The organism is Rhizobium sp. AAP116 (genome assembly GCF_001295785.1).
GTDB lineage: Bacteria > Pseudomonadota > Alphaproteobacteria > Rhizobiales > Rhizobiaceae > Allorhizobium.
This window is the reverse complement of the sequence record NZ_LJIB01000005.1, coordinates 93057-114058: the sequence shown is the minus strand read 5'-3', so window position 1 is coordinate 114058 and position 21002 is coordinate 93057. Positions and strand designations below refer to the sequence as shown.

Sequence of the window (21002 nt, the reverse complement as noted above, 5' to 3'; positions counted from 1 at the left end):
CATGATAAACCTCGTCGTGGCAAGACCGGGGGACTTTTACAGGAACACGTGATGCTCAAGATTCGTGCCGCCGCACCACTCGCAATGCTCCTCCTTTCCGGCTGTGTCGTCGGTCCGAACCATGAGGCGCCGCAGACCGCCCTCCCCGTCAAGTTCTCCGAAGGCAGCGCCCGCGCGTCGGCCGACGTGACATTGGCTCCCTGGTGGAACGCTTTCAACGACCGCCGTCTGAACGGCCTGGTTGAAACCGGCCTCGCCCAGAACCTCGATGTACTCCAGGCAATCGAGCGGATTACATCCGCTGAAGCCAGCTTCGAAGCGGCAGACTCGGCAGCGTTTCCCCAGCTGAACGTATCTACCGATCATCAGGTATCGAAGACGAACGGCAGCGGCGCGCTGAGAACCCGTGATAGCGACACAACGAACACGACGAGCGGCACGCTCGGCGTTTCCTGGCTGATTGATCTCTTCGGCCAGTACCGCCGTTCCAAGGAAAGCGCGAAGGCAACCCTCGATGCGGCCTATGCCGGCGCCGATGTGGCCCGCCTGACCTTCTTGTCCAGTGTCGTCTCGGCCTATGTCGATGCACGCTACTACCAGGAACGGATCGCGATCGCCCGCAAGAACCTGTCCTCGCGTCGTGAAACACTGGAGCTGACACGCCTGCAGCTCGAGGCCGGAGCAGCTTCACGCCTCGACGTCGTCCAGTCTGAAGGTCTCGTCAATTCGACGCTCGCGGAAATTCCGGGCCTTGAGATCTCCTTCCGCCAGTCGGTCCACCGCATTTCACTGCTGCTCGGCCTGCCCGCAACAAGCCTGCTTGCCGACCTCCAGAAGGGTGCAGCCCAGCCTTACGCTCGTCGTGGCGTGAACGCGGGCGTTCCCGCGGACCTGATCCGCAACCGCCCGGACATCCGCGCAGCCGAGCGCAATCTCGCAGCAGCAACCGCCGAAATCGGCGTTGCGGAAGCAGCCCTCTATCCGTCGATCACCCTCAGCGGCTCGATTTCGCCGACACTGGTCGCCACATCGGCAGCGAGCGGTAGCGCGACATCATGGGGCTTCGGTCCGAGCCTGAACCTGCCGATCTTCGATGCCGGCGCACGCCGCGCCAACATCAAGGCACGTGAAGCGGCGGCCCGCGAAGCTTATCTCGCCTGGAAGCAGACGGTCTTGAGCGCCGTCTCCGAAGTCGAGAACGCGCTTGTTGCCGTGAGCCGTACCCGTCAGACGGTCTCGGCCCTGACGGCTACCGTGCGCTCCTACGAGGAAGCCCTGTCGCTTGCTACGGCAAGCTACCGTGACGGCGCCTCCTCGCTGCTCGACGTCCTCGATGCACAGCGCAACGTCGCCAGCGCTCAGGCCAACCTCGCCCAGGCTGTTCAGCAGTTGGCAAATGGTTATGTCCAACTGAACGTTGCGATCGGCGGCGGCTATGCGTGGGACGGATCGAAGACGGTGGTCGCCAGCAGGTAAGCACCTCCGGCAAACACATCAGAGCCCGGCACCGAAAACGGTTGCCGGGTTTTTCTTTGCCTCACCTCAGAAGGTCGCAGGCGTGTTGATCCAGATGAGGACCGTCTCGCCACTCGAAATGTTCCGCCAGGAATGTGGCCTGCGGCTTTCGAAATAGAAGCTGTCGCCGGCATGCAGTTCGAAGAACTGGTCGCCGTCGAGGATAATCTCGAGGCTTCCGGACAGCATGTGGATGAACTCTTCTCCCTCGTGCTGATAGGCGCCCTCGCTCGACGCCCCGGGGGCAAGCTGGAAGCGGTTGCACTCCATCATGTTGCGACCCTCCGCCAGAACCTGAACAGCCACACCGGAGGAAGTGGTTGGCCATGACGACCACTTGCCATCGCGGATCAGGCTTTCGCCGCCCCTGCCCTCCTCCTGGCCGCTGAGCGACGCGAGTGTCGTGCCAAGGTGCCGAGCAACCTCATGCAGGGCGGTAAACGACAGTCCTTGCGAGGTCCGCTCGAATGTCGAGAGCTGCGATACCGACACCCCCGTCGCCTGGGCGACGTATTCGAGCGTCTTGCCCGCCTCTCGCCGCAGACGCCGCATTCGCGTGCCTGCGCGGATATCGGAAGTATCATCCTCAGTTTCGACGCTGTCCTCGTCGGCATCAGACGAAAATTCCCGCAGCGTCTCGCGGATCGCCGCCGGATTAAGGCCCTTCTCCGTCCGCAGCCAGGCGATCCGCTTCAGCCGATCCACCAACACCCGATCATAGACGCGCTGGCCGGTCGGTGTCCGGATCGGCTGGATCAGGTCCTGGCTTTCCCAGAGGCGAAGCGTCGACGGCGACACGCCCGCCATGCGCGCTGCCTCCGCAATCTTGAACCGGATATCGTCCACGCTGCCCTCATCAAATGTCGCAGTCTTGCGTGATAATGCCGATAAGGCATATTGCAAGTCTACAGAAAAAATGTAGGAAATATAGCACCGCGCGATTGCAGCCATCTGCAACGCCGCTGGCAACCCTTCGCACAGGACGAAAACGATGAAGAACGCCGAAATCTCAGCTCGCAAGAATGACGCCATTTCCCGCGGCGTCGGCATGACCACGCAGATCTATGCCGACAAGGCTGAGAACTCGGAGATCTGGGATGTCGAGGGCCGACGCTACATCGATTTCGCCGGTGGCATCGCCGTTCTCAACACCGGCCATCGCCATCCGAAGGTCGTCGAAGCCGTGAAGAACCAGCTCGACCGCTTCACCCACACCTGCCATCAGGTCGTGCCTTACGAAAACTACGTCGCGCTTGCCGAGCGTCTCAACAAGATCGTGCCGGGCAATTTCGAGAAGAAGACGATCTTCGCGACAACCGGCGCCGAAGCCGTAGAAAACGCCATCAAGATCGCCCGTTGCGCCACCGGCCGCTCGGCTGTCATCGCGTTTACCGGCGGCTTCCACGGCCGCACCTTCCTCGGCATGGCGCTCACCGGCAAGGTCGTGCCCTACAAGGTCGGCTTCGGCCCGATGATGGGCGACGTCTTCCACGTGCCCTTCCCGCTCGAAATGCACGGCATCGACGTCGAGACCTCGCTCGACGTGCTCGACAAGCTGTTCAAGGCCGATGTCGACCCGAAGCGCGTCGCAGCCATCATCCTGGAACCCGTCCAGGGCGAAGGCGGCTTCTATGACGTTCCGCGCGCTCTGATGAAGGCCCTGCGCGAACTCTGCGACGAACACGGCATTCTCCTCGTCGCCGACGAAGTCCAGACCGGCTTTGCCCGCACCGGCAAGATGTTTGCCATGGAGCACTACGATGCCGTTCCGGACCTCACGACCATGGCCAAGAGCCTTGCCGGCGGCTTCCCGCTCTCGGCCGTAACCGGCCGCGCCGAACTGATGGATGCCCCCGGCCCCGGCGGCCTCGGCGGCACCTATGCCGGCAACCCGCTGGCGATCGCAGCTGCTCATGCCGTTCTTGACGTGATCGAAGAGGAAAACCTCTGCGACCGCGCCAACCAGCTCGGCAACCGCCTGAAGCAGCGCCTCGAAAGCCTGCGGTCGGACATTCCCCAGATCATGGACATCCGCGGCCTTGGTTTCATGAACGCCGTTGAATTCAAGATCCCGGGAACCGACAAGCCGAATGCGGATTTCACCAATGCGGTGCGTCTGAAGGCGCTGGAGAAGGGCCTGATCCTTCTGACATGCGGCGTCTACAGCAACGTGATCCGCTTCCTCGCCCCGATTACCATTCAGGACGAGGTCTTCAACGAGGCACTCGATCTGATCGAAGCCTCGATCCGCGAAGTTGCAGCAGGAGCCTGACGCATGACCATCTCGAACATTCTGACGGACAAACTCAAGGACCCGACGCTGGCGACCGACAAGTCACTGGTCGGCAATGAGTGGCTGGCCGCCAGCCAGTCGGGCAAGACTTTCGAAGTGACCAATCCGGCCACCGACGACGTGATCGCCGTGCTCCCGGATCTGAGCAAGGCAGAAGTCGAAAAGGCGATCGATGCGGCTTATACCGCCCAGAAAGCCTGGGCCAAGAAGACCGGCAAGGAGCGTGCGGCCATTCTGCGCAAGCTCAACGATCTGATGGTCGCCCATGCCGACGACCTGGCCACGATCCTGACGATGGAAATGGGCAAGCCCTGGCCGGAGGCCCGCGGCGAAATCCTCTACGGCGCATCTTACGTCGAGTGGTTCGCCGAGGAAGCCAAGCGTGTCTATGGCGACACGATCCCGGGGCACCAGGCTGACAAGCGGATCATGGTCATCAAGCAGCCCGTCGGCGTCGTCGGAGCCATCACGCCGTGGAACTTCCCGAACGCCATGCTCGCCCGCAAGGTGGCACCGGCGCTTGCCGTCGGCTGCGCGATGGTATCGAAGCCGGCCGCCCAGACCCCGCTCTCGGCACTGGCTCTTGCCGTTCTCGCCGAGCGCGCCGGTCTGCCTGCCGGTCTCTTTTCGGTCCTGACCTCCACCGATGCGGCGATGGTCGGCGAGGAAATGTGCGCCAATGACAAGGTCCGCAAGCTCACCTTCACCGGTTCGACAAATGTCGGTCGCATCCTGATGCGTCAGGGGGCCGATCAGATCATGAAGCTCGGCCTGGAGCTTGGTGGCAACGCGCCCTTCATCGTCTTCGACGATGCGGACCTCGATGCTGCCGTCGAAGGCGCGATGATCTCGAAGTACCGCAATGCCGGCCAGACCTGTGTCTGCGCCAACCGCCTCTATGTCCAGTCGGGCATCTATGACGCCTTCGCCACGAAGCTGGCCGAGAAGGTCGGCCAGTTGAAGGTCGGCGATGGCTTCGCTGATGGCGTTACCACGGGCCCGCTTATCGACGCCAAGGCGGTCGAGAAGGTCAAGGAGCATGTGGCGGATGCCGTGTCCAAGGGTGCCCAGGTTGCCCTCGGCGGCAAGCCGTCTGCGGCCGGCGCCCTCTTCTTCGAACCGACGATCCTGATCGGCGTCACCACCGCAATGAAGGTAGCAACCGAAGAGACCTTCGGGCCGGTTGCGCCGCTCTTCAAGTTCGAGACGGAAGAAGAGGTGATTGAGCTGGCCAATGCCACCGAATTCGGTCTTGCTTCCTACTTCTACTCGAAGGACATCGCCAAGGTGTTCCGCGTCGCGGAAGCGCTCGAATATGGCATGGTCGGCGTCAACACGGGCCTCATCTCCACGGAAGTAGCGCCCTTCGGTGGCATCAAGCAGTCGGGCCTCGGCCGCGAAGGCTCGAAATACGGCGTGGATGACTATACCGAGATCAAGTATATCTGCCTCGGCGGCATCGCCTGAACCATCTGAAATCCCCGGCACTGCCGGGGATTTTCATTTGACGTCCCCGGACCGGAATATCCGTTCAGCCACCGTCCTGCCGAGACCGGCCAGGGCCTCGAAGTGACCGCCCCGCGCTGATGACCGTCGCCAGAAGAAGCCGATGTCGCGAATCCCCTGCCAGTCTTCGATCGTCAGAAGCTTGATCCCATCCTCCTTGCCGAACTCGGAGCGGACATAGAGTTCGGGAAACAGGGACAGTCCCATTTCGATGGAGACCATCTGACGGATAGCATCGAGACTCGATCCTTCATACTCTTCGGCGAGAATGGCACCGGACATGTCCGCTAAGCGCCGTACCTCGTCCATCAGTCGGTGCCCCGGTCCGAGCGTTAGCAGCTTCTCGCCCTTGAGTTCCTGCGAGGTAATTGTATCGAATGCGGCCAGCCGATGGGCCTTGGGCACGCCAAGCAGGATGCGCTCCCGGCATATCTGGAACGCCACCAGGCCTTCTTCGTTGGAAGGCAGCGGTCCGAGCCCGCATTCCGTCTCGCCCTGCAACACGGCCCTCTCCAACTGGCGGGGCCTGTCTTCCCGGATATAGACCTTGAGCTCCGGATACGTCTGGTGAAGCGGCGGCAGAAGATAGGGCATGAAATAGGGCCCGAAGGACGGCGCCACACCCAGCCGGATAGCTCCTCCCAGATTGGCCTTTGATCCCATGGCAAGCGCCCTGATCTCATCAAGCCCATTGAGAATGACCTTCGCCGCCGCAATGATCTCGGCGCCAACAGGCGTCGGCATCACCTGACCGGGCATCCGGTCGATGAGCGTCACGCCAAGCTGTTTCTCGAGTAGCGAAACCTGCACGGAAAGCGTCGGCTGGGAGACGTTGCACCTCTTGGCCGCCTCGCCGAAATGCCCGGTTTCGCCAAGCATGACCAGATATTCCAACTGCCGATGACTGGGGCGAAATGGCATGTCGACCTCGATAGATAGAATCTATCGAAATCATACAATCAATCAATTGGAACAATCAACTCGGAAGACTCATATTGTCGACGTACGAAAGGAGATCGCCATGAAGCAACTGCTCAAAGCCCTCAGAGCCCGCCATTCGATCGTCGCCGCCAAGATTGACGAGGAACAGCGCCGTCCGCAGCCTGATGGCATCAGGGTCCGCGCCTTGAAGAAGATCAAGCTGCACTTGAAGGAGCAGATCATGTTGCTCGAGCGGGGCGATGCCATGAAGGCAAACGCCGCCCGCCCCAAGGCATCGAACTTCGGCAGTCCCATTCTCGCCGGACGCTGATCACGCGGGCGCTCCGTGATGGCGCAAGCGTGACCGGTGAGAACGGCCGGCGGGGCACCCTGCGCCCCGCCGGCATTAGGGGAAATGACGAGCAAATAAAAAAGCCCGGCGTGATCCACGCCGGGCTTTTCGATATCGGTCGAGCTACAGCTCTTAGTTCTTGGCGCGCTCGACGTAGGAATTGTCTTCGGTCGCGATGACGACGCGGATGCCGGCGTCGACATGCGGCGGAACCATGGTCCGGATGCCGTTCGACAGGATCGCCGGCTTGTAAGACGACGAGGCCGTCTGGCCCTTGACGACCGGTTCCGTCTCGACGATCTCGAGCGTTACGTGGCGCGGCAGCTGGATGGCAAGCGCGACGCCTTCGTGCATGGACAGGATGCAGACCATGCCTTCCTGCAGATAGGCCTTCTGGTCGCCCATGGTTTCGACGTCAACGACAACCTGGTCGTAGTTCTCAGGGTTCATGAAGTGGAAGCCTTCGCCGTCCTCGTAGAGGAACTGGTGATTGACGTCTTCAACGAACGCGCGCTCGACCTGCTCGGTCGTGCGCCAGCGCTCGGAAACCTTCACGCCGTCAACGATGCGGCGCATGTTGACCTGAGTGACAGGCGTGCCCTTGCCCGGGTGGAAGTTTTCAGCCGTCAGGACGACGTAGAGCTTGCCGTCGACGTCGATCACGTTGCCCTTGCGCACCGACGAGGCGATAATCTTGACCATTGGAATTCCTTGTATCTGCGTAAGACCCGTCGTAAAGGACGGCCGTCCCGACTGACCTCTTTGAATTTCTCGGGCGCAACTAACCCAAATCCGGTAAAATAGCCAGCCCGTGTTGAGAAATGGACCGAGATTCCGGCATGACTGACAGCCGCCAATCATCCCCTTCTTGGTGGCGCAGGTCCGTACATGCGGACCGCCGCCCCTTCCTGATGGGCCGAAACCGGATCCAGGCGGCTTTTCGCGCGCTTTTCGCCGAGCATGACTTCGTCGAGGTTGATACCGCGACCCTGCAGGTCTCTCCAGGCAACGAGGCCCATCTGCACGCCTTCCGGACAGATGCCATCGGCCACGATGGAACGGCAGCGCCGCTTTACCTGCACACCTCTCCGGAATTCGCCTGCAAGAAGCTGCTCGCCGCCGGCGAGACACGTATCGCCTGCTTCGCGCATGTCTATCGAAACCGCGAGCGCGGACCGCTGCACCACCCGGAATTCACCATGCTGGAATGGTATCGGGTCGGCGAGGGATACGAGCAACTTATGCTCGACTGCGTCGATCTGATCGCCTTGGCCGCACGCACGGTCGGAACGCGGCAATTCGCATTCGCTGGCAAGAGCGTCGACCCATTCGCCGAGCCAGAGCGGATCTCTGTCGCAGACGCTTTCGCGCAACACGCCGGCATCGATCTATTGGCCACGATCGCAACGGATGGCACGACGGATCGCAATGCACTGGCCGGTCAACTCGCGGACGCTGGCATTCGCACGGCAGATGACGACACTTGGGCCGACCTGTTCAGCCGGGTCATCGTCGAAAAAGTGGAACCCAAACTCGGCAACGGCCGCGTGACCATCCTGGATCGTTACCCGGTGGCAGAAGCAGCGCTTGCGCGCCCGTGCCCCGACGATCCCCGTGTCGCGGAACGTTTCGAGGTCTATGCCTGTGGCGTTGAACTCGCCAATGCCTTCGGCGAGCTGACGGACCCTGCCGAACAGCGCCGGCGCTTCGAAGCTGAAATGGCCGAGAAGAACCGCGTCTATGGCGAGACCTATCCACTCGATGAGGACTTCCTCGAAGCCCTCGCAGAAATGCCGGACGCATCGGGCATCGCCCTCGGCTTTGACCGTCTGGTGATGCTGGCGACAGGCGCGCTGAGGATCGACCAGGTTATCTGGGCGCCGGTGGCGGAGACGCATTTTGGCTGAGACGACCCTGCGCTCCGTGGCCGACCTCGTGGCACAAGGGCTCATCCGTGAGGAGGAGACCACGATGCTCGACGCCGTGGCGGAGCGTTACGCGATAGCGCTCACTCCCACGGTACGCGCCCTCATCGACCCGACAGATCCGCACGATCCCATAGCCGCCCAGTATATTCCCTCGCCTGCCGAGCTGATCGATCATCCGGCAGAGCGCCTCGATCCGATCGGCGACCATCCGCATTCCCCTGTCGAGGGTATCGTTCACCGCTATCCTGACCGGGTTCTCCTGAAGCTTGTGCATGTCTGTCCGGTCTATTGCCGCTTCTGCTTCCGGCGCGAAATGGTCGGCCCGCAGGGCGACGGCAACCTTGCGGGTGAGCGCCTGAAAAACGCGCTCGACTATATCGCGGCAAATACGGGCATCTGGGAGGTCATCCTGACGGGCGGTGATCCACTGATCCTGTCTCCACGACGCCTGCGGGAAGTGTCCGAGCGTCTGGTTGCCATGGATCACGTGAGGGTCCTGCGGATCCACACCCGCGTGCCGGCCGTCGATCCCGAGCGCATTACGACCGAGATGGTCGAGGCGCTGACGCTAAGCGGCAAAAGCGTGATCCTTGCGCTGCACGCCAACCATCCCCGTGAACTGACGCCGGAGGTGCGCGCTGCTTGTCGGCGGCTGATCGCCGGCGGCGTCCAGTTGGTCAGCCAGAGCGTGCTCCTCAAGGGTGTGAATGATGACGCCGAGACACTGACATCGCTGATGCGGGCATTCGTCGAGACCGGCATCAAGCCCTACTATCTGCATCACCCCGACATGGCGCCGGGCACCGGCCACTTCCGCCTATCCATCGCCGAAGGGCAGGCTCTCATGCGGGAGCTTCGCACGCGGATATCAGGCGTTTGCATCCCCCACTACATCCTCGACCTGCCCGGCGGGCACGGCAAGGTGGCACTCGGTGAGGACGCGGTCCGCGATCTCGGTGATGGGCGGTACGCTGTGCGCGACCGCAAGGGGCAGGAACATCTCTACCCCTAAGCGCCCGCGCAAGCCGACAGACCATGCAAGATGATCGGTACCGTTTCCGGCCTGTTAAGCTTTCATGCACACCATGGCCCGATTTGTGGCAGCGCATTGACAGACGGGACAATAGCGGTGGTGGATATTTCGGCTTCGAAGACGCGTGATCGAAAAACGCTGTTTCATCTTGTATTGTCTCCGATCGCTTGGCTCTGGCTGACGGTAGCCGCGCTTTTCGTCCTGCTCACACTCCCGCTGGCGGTGCCAATCGGCCCGATGTACTGGGACACTTATATCTATCTGGATGCCGCACAGCGCATCCGAATGGGCCAGATCCCAAGCATCGACTTTTCCACGCCTGTGGGCGCGCTGGGTTACTACCTTTTTACCTGGGGGCTCGACCTCTTCCCGCGGGCGCAGCCGCTTCTTTTGGTCCAATGGTCACAGCTCGCGGTCACCGCACCGCTGATGACGCTGGTGCTGATCGACGCAGACAGGAAAAGCCGCGCCACGGCCTTCCTCCTGCTGATCCCTTTTCTCGTCTTTGCCGCCTTCCCGGCCAATGCCCAGTTCTTCCATTCCTATCCGGGGCTTGATGGCTTCGGCATTTACAACCGGCAGACCTCGCTTCTTCTCTATGTCTTGACCGCAGGCCTCGTTTTCATGCGCGGCGGCCCGCGCTTTGCGCTCTTCTGCGCCCTGGTCATGCTGGCCCTGTTTCTCACCAAGATCACAGGCTTCCTCGTCGGTGGCCTGGTCGGCCTCGGCGCCGTGCTCGCCGGCCGGATTTCACTTGGCAATCTCGTACTTGCCGCGGCCGCCTTTCTGCTTCCACTCGTGATCATCGAACTCGGCACCGGCATGATCTCGGCCTACATCCGGGATATCCTAGACCTGATCGCCATGAACCAGGATGCCTTGCTGCCGCGGTTCCTGACCGTCGCCTCGGGCAAGCTCGACGTCTTGATGCCGGCCGGTCTGCTTCTGCTGGTGATGATCTGGGCGGATCTCAACTATGCATCCGAGCCGAGACGGTTCTTCGACCGATCCTACTGGTGGTTCGGCATCTCCCTGCTCGGCGGAACGATCCTTGAGACCCAGAACACGGGCAGCCAGGAATTCATCTTCATCTGGCCGGTTCTGCTGATGGCCTATGACCGACTGCCGCAAGTGGTCGACCGGACGAAGGTCACCTTCCTCGTGCTGGCCGCCTTCTGCACCGTCCCGACACTCAGCAAGGTCGCACACAAGACGCTGCGATCGGTCGCGGTCGCTCCGACCTATGTCCAGCCCGACGTTCCTCTCCTGCGCAACATGCAGCAGGTGTCGATGCGGCCGGATGTACTGGAGCGGGCAGTCATGCTGGAGAACCATTACGCCACCCAGGGAGCGGCATACATTGACCTGGCAAACCAGGGCCAACTGCCGAGCTGGCAACTCTACAGCGAGCTCGATTATCAGACCTACTGGGTCATTTCCGCAGACATCCTGGTCAAGGCGCTGCTGCAATTCGAGACCGACAACCAGATCCGTCTGGAAAGTCTGATGACCCTCGATTTCGTCAATCCGTTTCCCTGGATCCTCGACCGCGACGCGACCCGCAAGATCCAGATCGGGGCAGACCCTTTCCGCACCGTGAGACAGGTATCAGTCGACGCACTGGAAGCGGTTCGAGCAACCGACGGGGTGCTTCGCCCGAAATGCCCTGTCACGACCGGGCGGCGGATGCTTGAGGAACGTTATGCGGCAGCGCTTGGCGGACGCCAGGTGGTCGCTCTCGACCCTTGCTGGGATCTCCTGCTACGTCCGGGCATGTTGAAGCCCCAATAAAAAGGCCGGGCTCAGGGCCCGGCCGGTAGGCGTTCATGGTCGTGGGGTTCACTTCACCTGAGCGGTGACGAAATCCTTCACGATCCGGATAATCCCGCGCGACATCACCTCGTCCAGCGCCGCGATGAACTGGTCGACATGTTCCCGCTCACAGATCAGCGGCGGCTCGAGCCGGATGACGTTGCGGTTATACTCGGTGAAGGCCACCAGCACGCCGTGATCGCGCAGCAAATGGCTGCCGATGAAGCCCGGCAGGGAGCCCTTCAGCTTGTCGTCGAGCATCGCGATGACGGGACGCAGCACCAGCGGCATGGTCTGCGAGAAGTCGTGGAATTCGAGGCCCACCATCATCCCTTGGCCACGGACTTCCTTGATCAGGCTCGGGTAACGCGCCTGCAGGGTCCGGAGCTGGTCGAGCAGGTAATCGCCGACCTCTGCAGTACGATCGATCAGGCCCTCGTCGTAGAGAACGTTGAGGGCTTCGATTGAGGTGATGCAGGCTTCGCCGATGCCGCCAAAGGTCGCCATGGCGTGGATCATCGCCGTCTTAGGCGTACCATATGCCTTCATGTAAACCTCGCGTCGCGCGATCATCGCAGCCATCGCGGTCTTGCCCCCGCCGAGTGACTTGGCGAGCGCGGTCACGTCAGGGACGACACCGTAATGCTCGAAGGCGTAGAACTTGCCGGTACGGCCGAGACCGCACTGGACCTCGTCGGCAACCCAGAGAACGCCATACTGGTCGCAGAGCTGGCGCAGCTTCTGCCAGAAGGCCGCATCCGCCTGAATGATGCCCCCACCGCCCTGGACGGTTTCGAGCACGATGACACCAATTTCCGGATCGCTGCGGAAGGCGTTCTCGATCGCTTCGATATCGCCGAACGGCACGCGAACCGTATTGTCGACCAGCTTGAACTGGCCGCGATAAAGCGAACCGTCGGTGATCGACAGGACGCCCTTTGTCTTTCCGTGGAAGGAATTCTCGGCATAGACGACCTTCGGCTTCTGCGGGCCGGCAGCCCGCTCGGCCACCTTGATCGCAGCTTCCATGGCTTCCGAACCGGACGAGCCAAGAAAGACCATGTCGAGATCACCGGGCGAGCAGGCCGCCAGATTGTGCGCAAGCGCCGTCGCATATTGCGACATGAAAGCGATCGCGATCTCGTGGCGCTTCTCGTCCTGGAAGGTCTTGCGCGCCTCGATGATGCGCGGATGATTATGGCCGAAGGCAAGCGACCCGAAGCCGCCGAAGAAGTCGAGGATCTTCCGGCCGTTCTGGTCGTAGTAATACATGCCCTCGGCACGCTCGACCTTGATCTTGTGGAAGCCGAGCAGCTTCATGAAATGCAGCTGGCCGGGATTGAGGTGCTGCGTGAAGAGGTCGGTCATCTGTGGAAGGTCAAGCGCCTTGGCCTGATCGACCGACAGAAGGTTCGGCTTTTCGGTTTTCGCGCGGGGCGCCTTCACCGCATCGAGGGTCGGCTGTTCGTTCAATCTGACTGCAGTATTCATCACTGTCTCCTCACGCAGCCTTTGATGCTGCGGCATGGGGTTCAACACGACCTTCAAGCGATTTCCGGTATTCGCTATAGGCGGCGATCAGCATGTCCTCGTCACGATACTGCGGCACCCAGCCGAGTTCGCGTTCGCCCTTGGACACGTCGAGGATGCACATCTCGTCGGCGATCAGATATTGCTCCGGGTCCATCAGCGGCATGTTGATGAGATCGAGGAAATCGAGCGTGCGCTTGACCGCCCAGGCGGGCGTCGGCACCAGGATCGACTTCGAGCCCGCATGCTTGACCAGATCGCCAAGCAGCTTCTTCACCGGCGGCGGGTTGAGCGAACCGAGATTGTAGACCTCGTTCGGTACGCCGGCCTTGTAGGCGGCATGGGCGGCCGAGGCGCAATCGAACACCGAGATGAACTGGTAGGGGTTCTTGCCCGAACCGATCATCGGCACCGGCAGGTTGTTGTCTATCAGCTTGAAGAGCTTGGCGAGAATGCCGAGACGGCCCGGGCCGATGATCAGGCGCGGGCGAAACAGGCTGATATTCATGCCGCGCTTGCGCCAGTCCGCCGCCAGTTCCTCGGTCTTCAGCTTGGAAAGCCCGTATTCGCCGAGCGGCTTGCACGGATGATCCTCCGTCTGCGGCCAGCTATAGGTATGGCCATAGACCATGTCGGTGGTGAAGTGCACCAGCGACTTGGCGCCGGCGGCATCCATCGCCTTGATGATGTTTTCGGTGCCATAAAAATTGACCGGGAAGAAGAAGTCGTGCCGCTTGGCGCGGACCTGGATCGGCGACAGCATCTTGGCGGACAAGTTGTAGACCATGTCGTCGGCGCCGATGCCGAGCTTGCGGATCGAATCCGGATCCGTGACATCCGTCGGGACAAAGCGCGCATCACGGTAATGCGGCAGGTCGCTCTTCACGATATCGGCAACGACGACCTCGTGACCGTCGGCAAGCAGTCTGGGTGCCAGGTAGCGTCCGACGAACCCGTCTCCACCGAAGATGATGTGTCTCATGTTCTAAACCCCGTTTTCTTCTTGGTTTTTTGTCGTGTCAGATTGGTTTGAAGCTCAGGTCTCGACCGCTTTCGCAATCGAGCTGTCTTCCGCTGTTTTGGTGCTGCTACTGCCGCTTTGGGCAATCAGGACGGTGCCGATGCAGATGAAGGCGATGCCGGCAATCTTCAGCGTGCCAAGCTCCTCCTTGAACAGAAGCCAGGCGCAGAGAGCGACGGCGACATAGGCAAGGCTGAGGAAGGGATAGGCGAAGGAAAGGTCGACCTTCGAGAGCACGTAGAGATGCGAAGCCATCGACACCACGAACATGGCAAGGCCGAAGAAGACCCAGGGATTGAACAGGATCTGGAAGATCCGCTGGATCATCGTATCGGCCGAAAAGCTGATCGGACCCAGCGTGATCATGCCGTATTTCAGCATCAGCTGTGCGGCTGCATTGGTCATCACCGTGAACAGGATGAAGGGGATGTATTTCATGATGTCCTCTCGTCGGATGGTCTGTCCGGTCTCGTCATGAGTGCGATGGATTCAGTACAGCGCGTTGCCAGAAGTTCGATGAGAACCCCGGATCGCGCCACGTCTCGAGTTCCGACCAGCTGGGAAAGCCGGCCTTGAAGGTGGCCGTGCTCATCCGCTGGTCCTTGTAGGGATTGACGCGACCGCCGGCCTTGATCGTGAGGCGGTCGAGTGTCTCAAGAAGCGCAAGGGTTGGCGCGCCGCGGTTGGGAAAATCCATGGTCAGGGTGTAGCCCGGTCGCGGGAAAGACAGGAGACCGGGAGAACCGATATCGCCGAAACGCTTCAACACCGTCAGGAAGGAGGCGTGAGCAGCATCCCGGCTCGCCTGGAGCAGCAGCGGGATCGTCTGCCGTGCGGCTTCGAACGGAATGACGCTCTGGTGCTGGAAAAGGCCACGCGGACCGTAGAGCCTGTTCCAGTGACCGACGCCATCGAGCGGATAAAAGAAGCTTCCGTAGCTCGCCCGGTGCACGCCGTGTTTGCGGCTCTTCGCCGTAAAATAGGCTGCGTTGAAAGCCGAAAGGCTGAGGCGGTTGAGGGCCGAGAAGGGGAGATCGAAGGGAACAGCCAAACGGCTGGCCCGCGTCGCGACCTCCCGCTTGCCATTGTCGGAATGATTGCCGGTAATCAGCACGCCGCGCCCGGCGGAACGACCCGCAGCCAGCTGGTCGACCCAGGCCACCGCATATTCGTTGATCCGGTCGGCCTCTTCGGCCCGATCGAAGTAGTCGCCAAGATTGGCGAAGGCGACGACCTCTTCGTCAATATCAAGCGAAGACACGCGCATCAGCTTGAGCCGTGCGCGGGTGATGATCCCGGTCAGTCCCATGCCGCCGATCGTCGCGGCAAACAGAGCTGCATTGCTCGTCGCCGAACAGTGATGGGTTTCGCCATCGGAACGCAGAAGTTCGAAGCTTGCCACATGGCAGCCGAAAGTGCCGCGCAGATGGTGGTTCTTGCCGTGGACATCGTTGGCAATGGCCCCGCCGAGCGTCACATGGCGTGTTCCTGGCGTCACCGGCAGGAAGAAGCCATGCGGTGCCACCAGAGCGATGATGTCTTCCAGCGTTACGCCAGCGGCGGCGTCGAGGAGACCGCTTTCGGGGTCGAGCGACATATCGGCAGAGGGGGCACGCATCGGCACCAGCGCGCCGCCGTCATTGTGGCAGCTGTCCCCATAGGACCGACCATTGCCGAACGGCAGAAGCGACAAACCAGCGCCATCAGCCGGGCCCCGCAGTCTTGCGAGGGCGTCGGCCACCGGTAGCGCCATGCGCTGCCGCCGATCAACCCGTCCGAAGCTGTCGAAAGCGCCCAACATCACACCATCCCGGCGACGATGAGGAGTGCCGCACCGATCGCAATAAAGATCTGGCTGCGCCAGTCCGAGGCGATGAAGACGACCGGATCTTCGTTCATTTCCCGGCGATGGGCGAGAACCCAGACGCGCATGTTGATGTAGAGCACGATCGGCACCAGCGGCCAGATCAGCCAGGGCTCGGAATAGAGGTTCCCGACGACGTCGCTGTTGATGTAGAGCGCCAGAACAAGGACGGCGGTGAAACCGGAAGACACGCCGCTCTGACCGACGATGCCGATATCCTCCGGCCGATATCCGCGGCCGGCGATCCGTGACTGCTCCGGGGCTCCGGAATGCTGCAATTCGACATAGCGCTTTAGGAATGCGAGCGAGAGGAAGAAGAACAACGCAAAGGCCATCAGCCAGAAGGACATTGGGATGTCCGCCGCCAGCTTGCCGCCGAGGAGGCGCAGCGTGTAGAGGCCGGCCAGGCAAATGACGTCGAGCAGCAGCATCCGCTTGATCGCCAGCGAATAAGCCGTGGTGGTAACGATATAAACAGCGATAATCGCGGCAAACATCGGCGGCAGAAAGAAGCAGATCGCCGCAGCAATCGCCAGAAGAGCCGCAGAACACATGAGGCCAAAGGGGATAGACAGCGCACCGCTGGCAAAGGGCCGATGCCGTTTGCGCGGGTGGACGCGATCGAGCGGCAGATCGATGATGTCGTTGATGATGTAGATCGCCGAGGCCGACGCCGAAAACGCGATAAAGGCCAGCGTCGCCGAAAACATCGTTTCGGCAATCAGGAAATCATGGGCCAGCACCGGCGGAGCGAACACCAGAAGGTTTTTCAGCCACTGATGCACCCGCAACATCTTGAGATATGTCTTGAAATGGGTGCGGGGCGCGTCGAAACGCATGGTGTCATGCGCCTGCTGGAAGCGCGAGGCCGCCCGGTCGGGCGCAACGACGACGGTGTTGCGTGCGCGGTCGAAGATCGCAAGGTCAGCGCGATCATTGCCCGCATAGTCGAACCCGTATTCTCCGTATTCGTCGACCAGCGCCGAGGCTTTCGCCTTGCTGGCGAGATTGATCCCGTCGCGTGTGGCAAACACCTTGGAGAATATGCCGAGATGGGTGGCAACAGCCTGCGCCAGGGGCTCCGCCGCTGCGGTCGCGAGAACAATGGTGCGGCCTGAAGCGCGTTCCGCCCTGAGATAGTCGAGGAAATCCTGACGATATGGCAGCCGCGATGCGTCGAGCGTGACCCGTCGAGCCAGCTCAAGCTTGAGGCGCGCCTTGCCAGCCAGCGCCCAGATCGGAAGCAGAAAGACGATGAGCGGGTTGGTCTTGAGGGCGAGAAAGATCGTCTCCCAAAGAAGATCCGTCGCAATCAGCGTTCCATCCAGATCGACCGCAAGCGGCAGATCCCGGCTCTCTTGTAATCTGGCGTCCATTCTCGCTGCACTCCCAGAACGCAATACCAATCAAAGATGCATGGCAGCAGGACCAACCCGGCATGCAAACAACTGAAACAAGGGAAGCAATGCGCCGTGCTTCCGATCACTTGATGCGCCTTTACCTCGCAAGGCTGGCCACCCGTGACATGTCTGAACAACTTACGCGATCGAGAGGGACGTCTGCCTTCAAAAGGCAAAGCCCCGTCACGAACCTGTGAAACGTTAGGTGTCGAGGCATGAATTCGGAGTTAATGGGGTACTGAAGTGGCCAGGTTTAAAGGAATGTTCACGCCCCTAACTGAGAATAAGGTTTAAGAATTGCATCTCGAAAAAGTATCGTGTCTCGCATAGGTGGCGATTTGTCCTTGCATCTGGTCTTCGTCACGTCGCTCGTTGCACAAGCCAATCCTTCAACAGGTTATGAACTTGCCAATGCAGCCCTGCTGGAAGGCTTGGCACGGGCAGGCGTGCGCACCACGGTCATCGGCTGCGCCTGGCCAGGACAGGCCCTCGCTCCGGATGCAGAGGCCGCTCTGGGCGAGGTGGAAGTGCGAACCGAAAAGGCTGGCCCCTGGCTCAAGATCAAATGGCTACTCATGTCCCTTGCGACGGGACTGCCGATGTCGAGCGCCAAGCTGCGTGTGATACGAAAAGAGGCTGTGCGAAGCGCAATCACGGCCGCTGGCCCGTTCGACGGCTATGTCTTGAACGGCGTCGCCCTCGCGGGAGCCTTTCCGGATCTCTTCACCGACAAGCCATCGATCTTTGTCGCTCACAATGTCGAGCATCGCTCGTCGGCCGAGAACGCCCGCAATGCCGGCTCCTTGATCAAGCGCGTTCTGTTCGCCCGTGATGCGACACTTCTGAAGACACTTGAGCACAGGCTCCGGGACCGGTCGACCAGCGTCGTGACCTTCGCTGCCGAGGACGCGGTGGATCTCGGCGTTCCGCCGGAGCGCTCCGTATTCCTCCCCTTAAGTATTCAGAGATCGACGCGGCTCCCGGAGACGAGAAAACTGGCGCATGATCTTGCCCTCTTGGGCACCTGGACATGGCATCCCAATCGGATCGGGCTGGAATGGTTCTTGAACGAGGTGACGCCCAGGCTGCTCGACGATGTGCGCATCAGGGTCGCTGGCAGCACCCCGGCCGATCTTGCTTCTGCCTGGCCCGATGTCGACTTCGTCGGAAGGGTGGAACGCGCGACAGATTTCGTCGCTGAAAGCGCCGTGATCCCGCTGATCAGTCGGGCCGGCACGGGCGTGCAGTTGAAGACGATTGAAACCTTCTCGCTCGGCCTGCCAAGCGTGGCGACGACAAGCTCGGTCCGCGGCATTGCGGCGATCCCCGACAATTGCACCATTGCTGACGATCCCGAGAGTTTCGCTGCAGCGCTCAACGACAAGATCCGTCGGGCGCGGGCGGGCAACCTTCAGCGGCTCGATGGCCGGGTCTTTGCCGAAACACAGGCCCAGCTGATGGATGCCGGCATCAGGCAGATGCTCGACATGCTGACCGGGGCCACATCAGGCGCAAAGGAAGCTCTGTCATGAAGACAGCCATTGTCACCGCGAGCTATCACGCGGACTTCGAACGGTTCCGTTTGCTCTGCGAGACGCTGGACACGCATGTCACGGGATACACGAAACATTATGTGCTCGTCGAAGACCGCGATGTTCCGCTGTTCCGGCAACTGCAATCGCCGCGCAGGGTGATCATCGGAGAGAAGGACCTCTTGCCATCCTGGCTGAAGGTCTTTCCCGATCCGCTGACCATGGGCCGACGTCGCATCTGGCTATCGTTCAAGACTAAGCCGCTTCGCGGCTGGCATGTTCAGCAGTTTCGCCGGATAGCCATCGCCGACCTGGTCGAGGACGATGCGTTTCTCTATCTGGATTCCGATGTCGCATTCCTTCGGCCCTATGATTGCAGCCAGCTCTGGCGCGACGAAGCGCTGCGCCTGCTGGTCAGGCCCGGCGCCTTGACGGCAGACTCCATGGACGAACATCGACGCTGGTCCGCCAATGCCGGGAAGTTGTTCGGTCTGCCCGAAACGCAGCGCTCCACGAGCGACTATGTCGGCACGATGATCGCCTGGAAACGAAGCAGCATCAGGGACATGTGTGCGCGGATCGAGAGCGTCACGGGCGAGCACTGGATCGCGGCGATGGGCAAGCAGCGCTGTTTTTCGGAATGCATGATGTATGGCCGCTTCGTGGATGACGTCGAGCACGGCGCGGGTCATTTCCACGACCAGACGGAGCTTTGCAAGGTCTTCTGGCTGGCTCCACCGCCCACGGAGGACGAATTCCGTGCCTTCGTGGCGGACATGGCACCTGAACAGGTGGCGCTCGGCATGCAGTCATTCCTGGGTCTTGAACCCGCAGAAATCCGACGCATCCTCGGCCTTTGACCACGATTGGTGAGCTTCGTGGCGAGAACCGTCAGACTCGTTTTGCCGGCAGCCTGAGGCTCGAATAGGTAAAGATGGCCGAGATCACATAGAGACCGGCAAAGACGCCATTCAAGGCAACAATCCAGTCCTGTTCGTCATGTGCGAAACTGTTGAGCAGGAGCGCGATTAGCCCTGCCTTGCTCAGTGTCAGAAGTGCAAGACACAGCGTGCGCAGCCAGCTTTGCCCACGGGCATACATCAGTTCCCCCTGGTACTCCGCGAGATTGCGAAACCCCGGAACGAGGAGAACAAGCGGCAGCAACTCGGCAACTGGTGCCACGTTGCGGCCGAGCGCATTCGGATAGAGGTGCAGGAGGAAGGCGAGTGTTGCGAGGCCGGCAACGGAGACGAACATCAACCCTGCTTCGATGAGTACCCTGACCTTGAGTGACCTCAACATGTCAGGGCTCTGCATCAGTTTCTGCACCAGGATCGTGTTGAAGGAGCGGATCGGCAGCGCAGTCAGGTCGACGACCCGCATGATGATCGCATAGACACCGGCAACGGCCGGCCCACCGATCCCGAGCACCATCAGCTTGTCGAGCTCCGACTGCAGGTAGAACAGCAGTTCAGCACCCGCGACGGCGAGAGAATCCTGCACCCGCCGAAGATAGAGCCGCATATCGAACCGCAGCCGAACGCGGGGGTAGAAGCAGAGGGCAACGACCAGCGATACGGCATTCGCGCCCATGTACCACCATGCCCAATGCTCGAGGTCCTGGACCGAGGCCTGGCTCCAGAAGAGGCCAGCGGCCGCCGCGCGTGCAGCAGTTCCAAAGATCACCAGGAGAGCAGCGAGCCCGAAACGCTTGAGCCCATTGTTGACGATGATGACGATCTCGGCAGACCGCCAGAGCAAAATCTCGGCGATGATCACCAGGGAAAAGGTGAGCAGACCGACATCGTCGGAAAAGAACAGGAGATAGATCAGCAGCGCTGAGATGATGACGAGCGGCAGGGAGAGAAGAGAAGCGAGCAGATAGCCAACCGTGTAGACGCCGAGTAGCCGCGGCTTGACGACCGCAATGCGATAAAGCGGTGAGCTGAAACCGAGCGCCAGCAGCCGGGAGAGAACGAGCCCGGCGCCCGACGCCGTGGCGAAGATGCCGTAGTCCGCAAGCGGCAGTGTGTTGGCCAGCACGACGAAGTAGGCGAGAGACACGACCAGTCGCCCCGCAGATCCCGATATCACCGAGAAATAGGAGTGTAGGAGCTGCCGGTTTGCAGAAAAGTGCCGAAGGATCGCGTTCACGTGGTGTCCAGAGTTGCTGAAGGCGCAGGTCGCATTTCGGACGGCGTCGACACCTGCAGAAGCTACGTCCGAAACGGTTAATTTTCCGATCTTTTAACCATTTGTTTTTGATAAAAAATTAAATTCGCGCCACGCGAACCA

General features: G+C 61.0%; 18 protein-coding genes. 9 read left to right on the top strand and 9 right to left on the bottom strand.

The window, feature by feature from the left end; all coding sequences use genetic code 11:
• Nucleotides 1–51: 51 nt before the first annotated feature.
• On the top strand, nt 52–1476 hold the full coding sequence (locus IP85_RS05275; RefSeq protein ID WP_054148630.1) for an efflux transporter outer membrane subunit: 1425 nt from the start codon (nt 52–54) through the stop codon (nt 1474–1476).
• A 66-nt stretch (nt 1477–1542) separates the two neighbouring features.
• Here the strand turns inward: IP85_RS05275 and IP85_RS05270 are convergent, their stop codons facing one another.
• Nucleotides 1543–2361, bottom strand: a complete 819-nt coding sequence (locus IP85_RS05270; protein WP_082347592.1) for a MerR family transcriptional regulator — start codon at nt 2359–2361, stop codon at nt 1543–1545.
• A gap of 145 nt (nt 2362–2506) precedes the next feature.
• On the opposite strand from IP85_RS05270, the gene IP85_RS05265 reads away from it, so the two are divergent.
• Entirely contained in the window at nt 2507–3787 is a 1281-nt protein-coding gene (locus IP85_RS05265) for a 4-aminobutyrate--2-oxoglutarate transaminase (protein WP_054148629.1), read from the top strand.
• 3 nt (nt 3788–3790) lie between these two features.
• Nucleotides 3791–5275: an NAD-dependent succinate-semialdehyde dehydrogenase gene (locus tag IP85_RS05260; protein ID WP_054148628.1), complete on the top strand. Its 1485-nt coding sequence runs from the start codon at nt 3791–3793 to the stop codon at nt 5273–5275.
• 33 nt (nt 5276–5308) lie between these two features.
• Here the strand turns inward: IP85_RS05260 and IP85_RS05255 are convergent, their stop codons facing one another.
• On the bottom strand, nt 5309–6235 hold the full coding sequence (locus IP85_RS05255) for a hydrogen peroxide-inducible genes activator (protein WP_054148627.1): 927 nt from the start codon (nt 6233–6235) through the stop codon (nt 5309–5311).
• A gap of 100 nt (nt 6236–6335) precedes the next feature.
• On the opposite strand from IP85_RS05255, the gene IP85_RS05250 reads away from it, so the two are divergent.
• Nucleotides 6336–6566, top strand: a complete 231-nt coding sequence (locus IP85_RS05250; protein WP_054148626.1) for a YdcH family protein — start codon at nt 6336–6338, stop codon at nt 6564–6566.
• 153 nt (nt 6567–6719) lie between these two features.
• On the opposite strand, the gene efp is transcribed toward IP85_RS05250, so the two are convergent.
• A complete protein-coding gene (efp, locus tag IP85_RS05245; protein WP_054148625.1) occupies nt 6720–7289 on the bottom strand; it encodes an elongation factor P in 570 nt (189 codons plus the stop codon).
• A 137-nt stretch (nt 7290–7426) separates the two neighbouring features.
• Between efp and epmA the strand changes: the two genes are divergently transcribed.
• The 3 genes from epmA to IP85_RS05230 all read left to right on the top strand — a co-directional run bounded on the left by epmA (nt 7427) and on the right by IP85_RS05230 (nt 11339).
• Complete coding sequence (gene epmA / locus IP85_RS05240) at nt 7427–8494, top strand: EF-P lysine aminoacylase EpmA (protein ID WP_054148643.1); 1068 nt, start codon at nt 7427–7429, stop codon at nt 8492–8494.
• Nucleotides 8487–9527: a lysine-2,3-aminomutase-like protein gene (locus tag IP85_RS05235; RefSeq protein ID WP_054148624.1), complete on the top strand. Its 1041-nt coding sequence runs from the start codon at nt 8487–8489 to the stop codon at nt 9525–9527. Before epmA ends, IP85_RS05235 begins: the two co-directional genes overlap by 8 nt.
• A 117-nt stretch (nt 9528–9644) precedes the next feature.
• On the top strand, nt 9645–11339 hold the full coding sequence (locus IP85_RS05230) for a hypothetical protein (protein ID WP_082347590.1): 1695 nt from the start codon (nt 9645–9647) through the stop codon (nt 11337–11339).
• A gap of 48 nt (nt 11340–11387) precedes the next feature.
• On the opposite strand, the gene IP85_RS05225 is transcribed toward IP85_RS05230, so the two are convergent.
• From IP85_RS05225 to IP85_RS05205, 5 genes are read right to left on the bottom strand one after another with little or no spacing between them, the layout of a single operon-like run.
• Nucleotides 11388–12851: an aspartate aminotransferase family protein gene (locus tag IP85_RS05225; protein WP_082347589.1), complete on the bottom strand. Its 1464-nt coding sequence runs from the start codon at nt 12849–12851 to the stop codon at nt 11388–11390.
• Nucleotides 12852–12861: 10 nt separating this feature from the next.
• Complete coding sequence (locus IP85_RS05220; protein ID WP_054148623.1) at nt 12862–13872, bottom strand: NAD(P)-dependent oxidoreductase; 1011 nt, start codon at nt 13870–13872, stop codon at nt 12862–12864.
• Between the two features lie 54 nt (nt 13873–13926).
• Nucleotides 13927–14349: an EamA family transporter gene (locus IP85_RS05215; protein WP_054148622.1), complete on the bottom strand. Its 423-nt coding sequence runs from the start codon at nt 14347–14349 to the stop codon at nt 13927–13929.
• A gap of 34 nt (nt 14350–14383) precedes the next feature.
• A complete protein-coding gene (locus IP85_RS05210) occupies nt 14384–15712 on the bottom strand; it encodes an FAD-binding oxidoreductase (RefSeq protein WP_054148621.1) in 1329 nt (442 codons plus the stop codon).
• Entirely contained in the window at nt 15712–17151 is a 1440-nt protein-coding gene (locus IP85_RS05205) for a UbiA family prenyltransferase (RefSeq protein ID WP_054148620.1), read from the bottom strand. Before IP85_RS05205 ends, IP85_RS05210 begins: the two co-directional genes overlap by 1 nt.
• 362 nt (nt 17152–17513) lie before the next feature.
• Between IP85_RS05205 and IP85_RS05200 the strand changes: the two genes are divergently transcribed.
• Complete coding sequence (locus IP85_RS05200; RefSeq protein WP_054148619.1) at nt 17514–18707, top strand: glycosyltransferase family 4 protein; 1194 nt, start codon at nt 17514–17516, stop codon at nt 18705–18707.
• Nucleotides 18704–19567, top strand: a complete 864-nt coding sequence (locus IP85_RS05195) for a DUF6492 family protein (RefSeq protein WP_054148618.1) — start codon at nt 18704–18706, stop codon at nt 19565–19567. Before IP85_RS05200 ends, IP85_RS05195 begins: the two co-directional genes overlap by 4 nt.
• A 31-nt stretch (nt 19568–19598) precedes the next feature.
• Here the strand turns inward: IP85_RS05195 and IP85_RS05190 are convergent, their stop codons facing one another.
• Nucleotides 19599–20861: a transporter gene (locus IP85_RS05190; protein WP_054148617.1), complete on the bottom strand. Its 1263-nt coding sequence runs from the start codon at nt 20859–20861 to the stop codon at nt 19599–19601.
• Between the last annotated feature and the right edge of the window lie 141 nt (nt 20862–21002).

What these genes read in the sequence shown, in the direction of transcription:
- IP85_RS05275 (WP_054148630.1), top strand. Translation starts at nt 52, where the DNA reads ATGCTCAAGATTCGTGCCGCCGCACCACTCGCAATGCTCCTCCTTTCC.
- IP85_RS05265 (WP_054148629.1), top strand. Translation starts at nt 2,507, where the DNA reads ATGAAGAACGCCGAAATCTCAGCTCGCAAGAATGACGCCATTTCCCGC.
- IP85_RS05260 (WP_054148628.1), top strand. Translation starts at nt 3,791, where the DNA reads ATGACCATCTCGAACATTCTGACGGACAAACTCAAGGACCCGACGCTG.
- IP85_RS05255 (WP_054148627.1), bottom strand. Translation starts at nt 6,235, where the DNA reads ATGCCATTTCGCCCCAGTCATCGGCAGTTGGAATATCTGGTCATGCTT.
- IP85_RS05250 (WP_054148626.1), top strand. Translation starts at nt 6,336, where the DNA reads ATGAAGCAACTGCTCAAAGCCCTCAGAGCCCGCCATTCGATCGTCGCC.
- efp (WP_054148625.1), bottom strand. Translation starts at nt 7,289, where the DNA reads ATGGTCAAGATTATCGCCTCGTCGGTGCGCAAGGGCAACGTGATCGAC.
- epmA (WP_054148643.1), top strand. Translation starts at nt 7,427, where the DNA reads ATGACTGACAGCCGCCAATCATCCCCTTCTTGGTGGCGCAGGTCCGTA.
- IP85_RS05225 (WP_082347589.1), bottom strand. Translation starts at nt 12,851, where the DNA reads ATGAATACTGCAGTCAGATTGAACGAACAGCCGACCCTCGATGCGGTG.
- IP85_RS05220 (WP_054148623.1), bottom strand. Translation starts at nt 13,872, where the DNA reads ATGAGACACATCATCTTCGGTGGAGACGGGTTCGTCGGACGCTACCTG.
- IP85_RS05215 (WP_054148622.1), bottom strand. Translation starts at nt 14,349, where the DNA reads ATGAAATACATCCCCTTCATCCTGTTCACGGTGATGACCAATGCAGCC.
- IP85_RS05210 (WP_054148621.1), bottom strand. Translation starts at nt 15,712, where the DNA reads ATGTTGGGCGCTTTCGACAGCTTCGGACGGGTTGATCGGCGGCAGCGC.
- IP85_RS05205 (WP_054148620.1), bottom strand. Translation starts at nt 17,151, where the DNA reads ATGGACGCCAGATTACAAGAGAGCCGGGATCTGCCGCTTGCGGTCGAT.
- IP85_RS05195 (WP_054148618.1), top strand. Translation starts at nt 18,704, where the DNA reads ATGAAGACAGCCATTGTCACCGCGAGCTATCACGCGGACTTCGAACGG.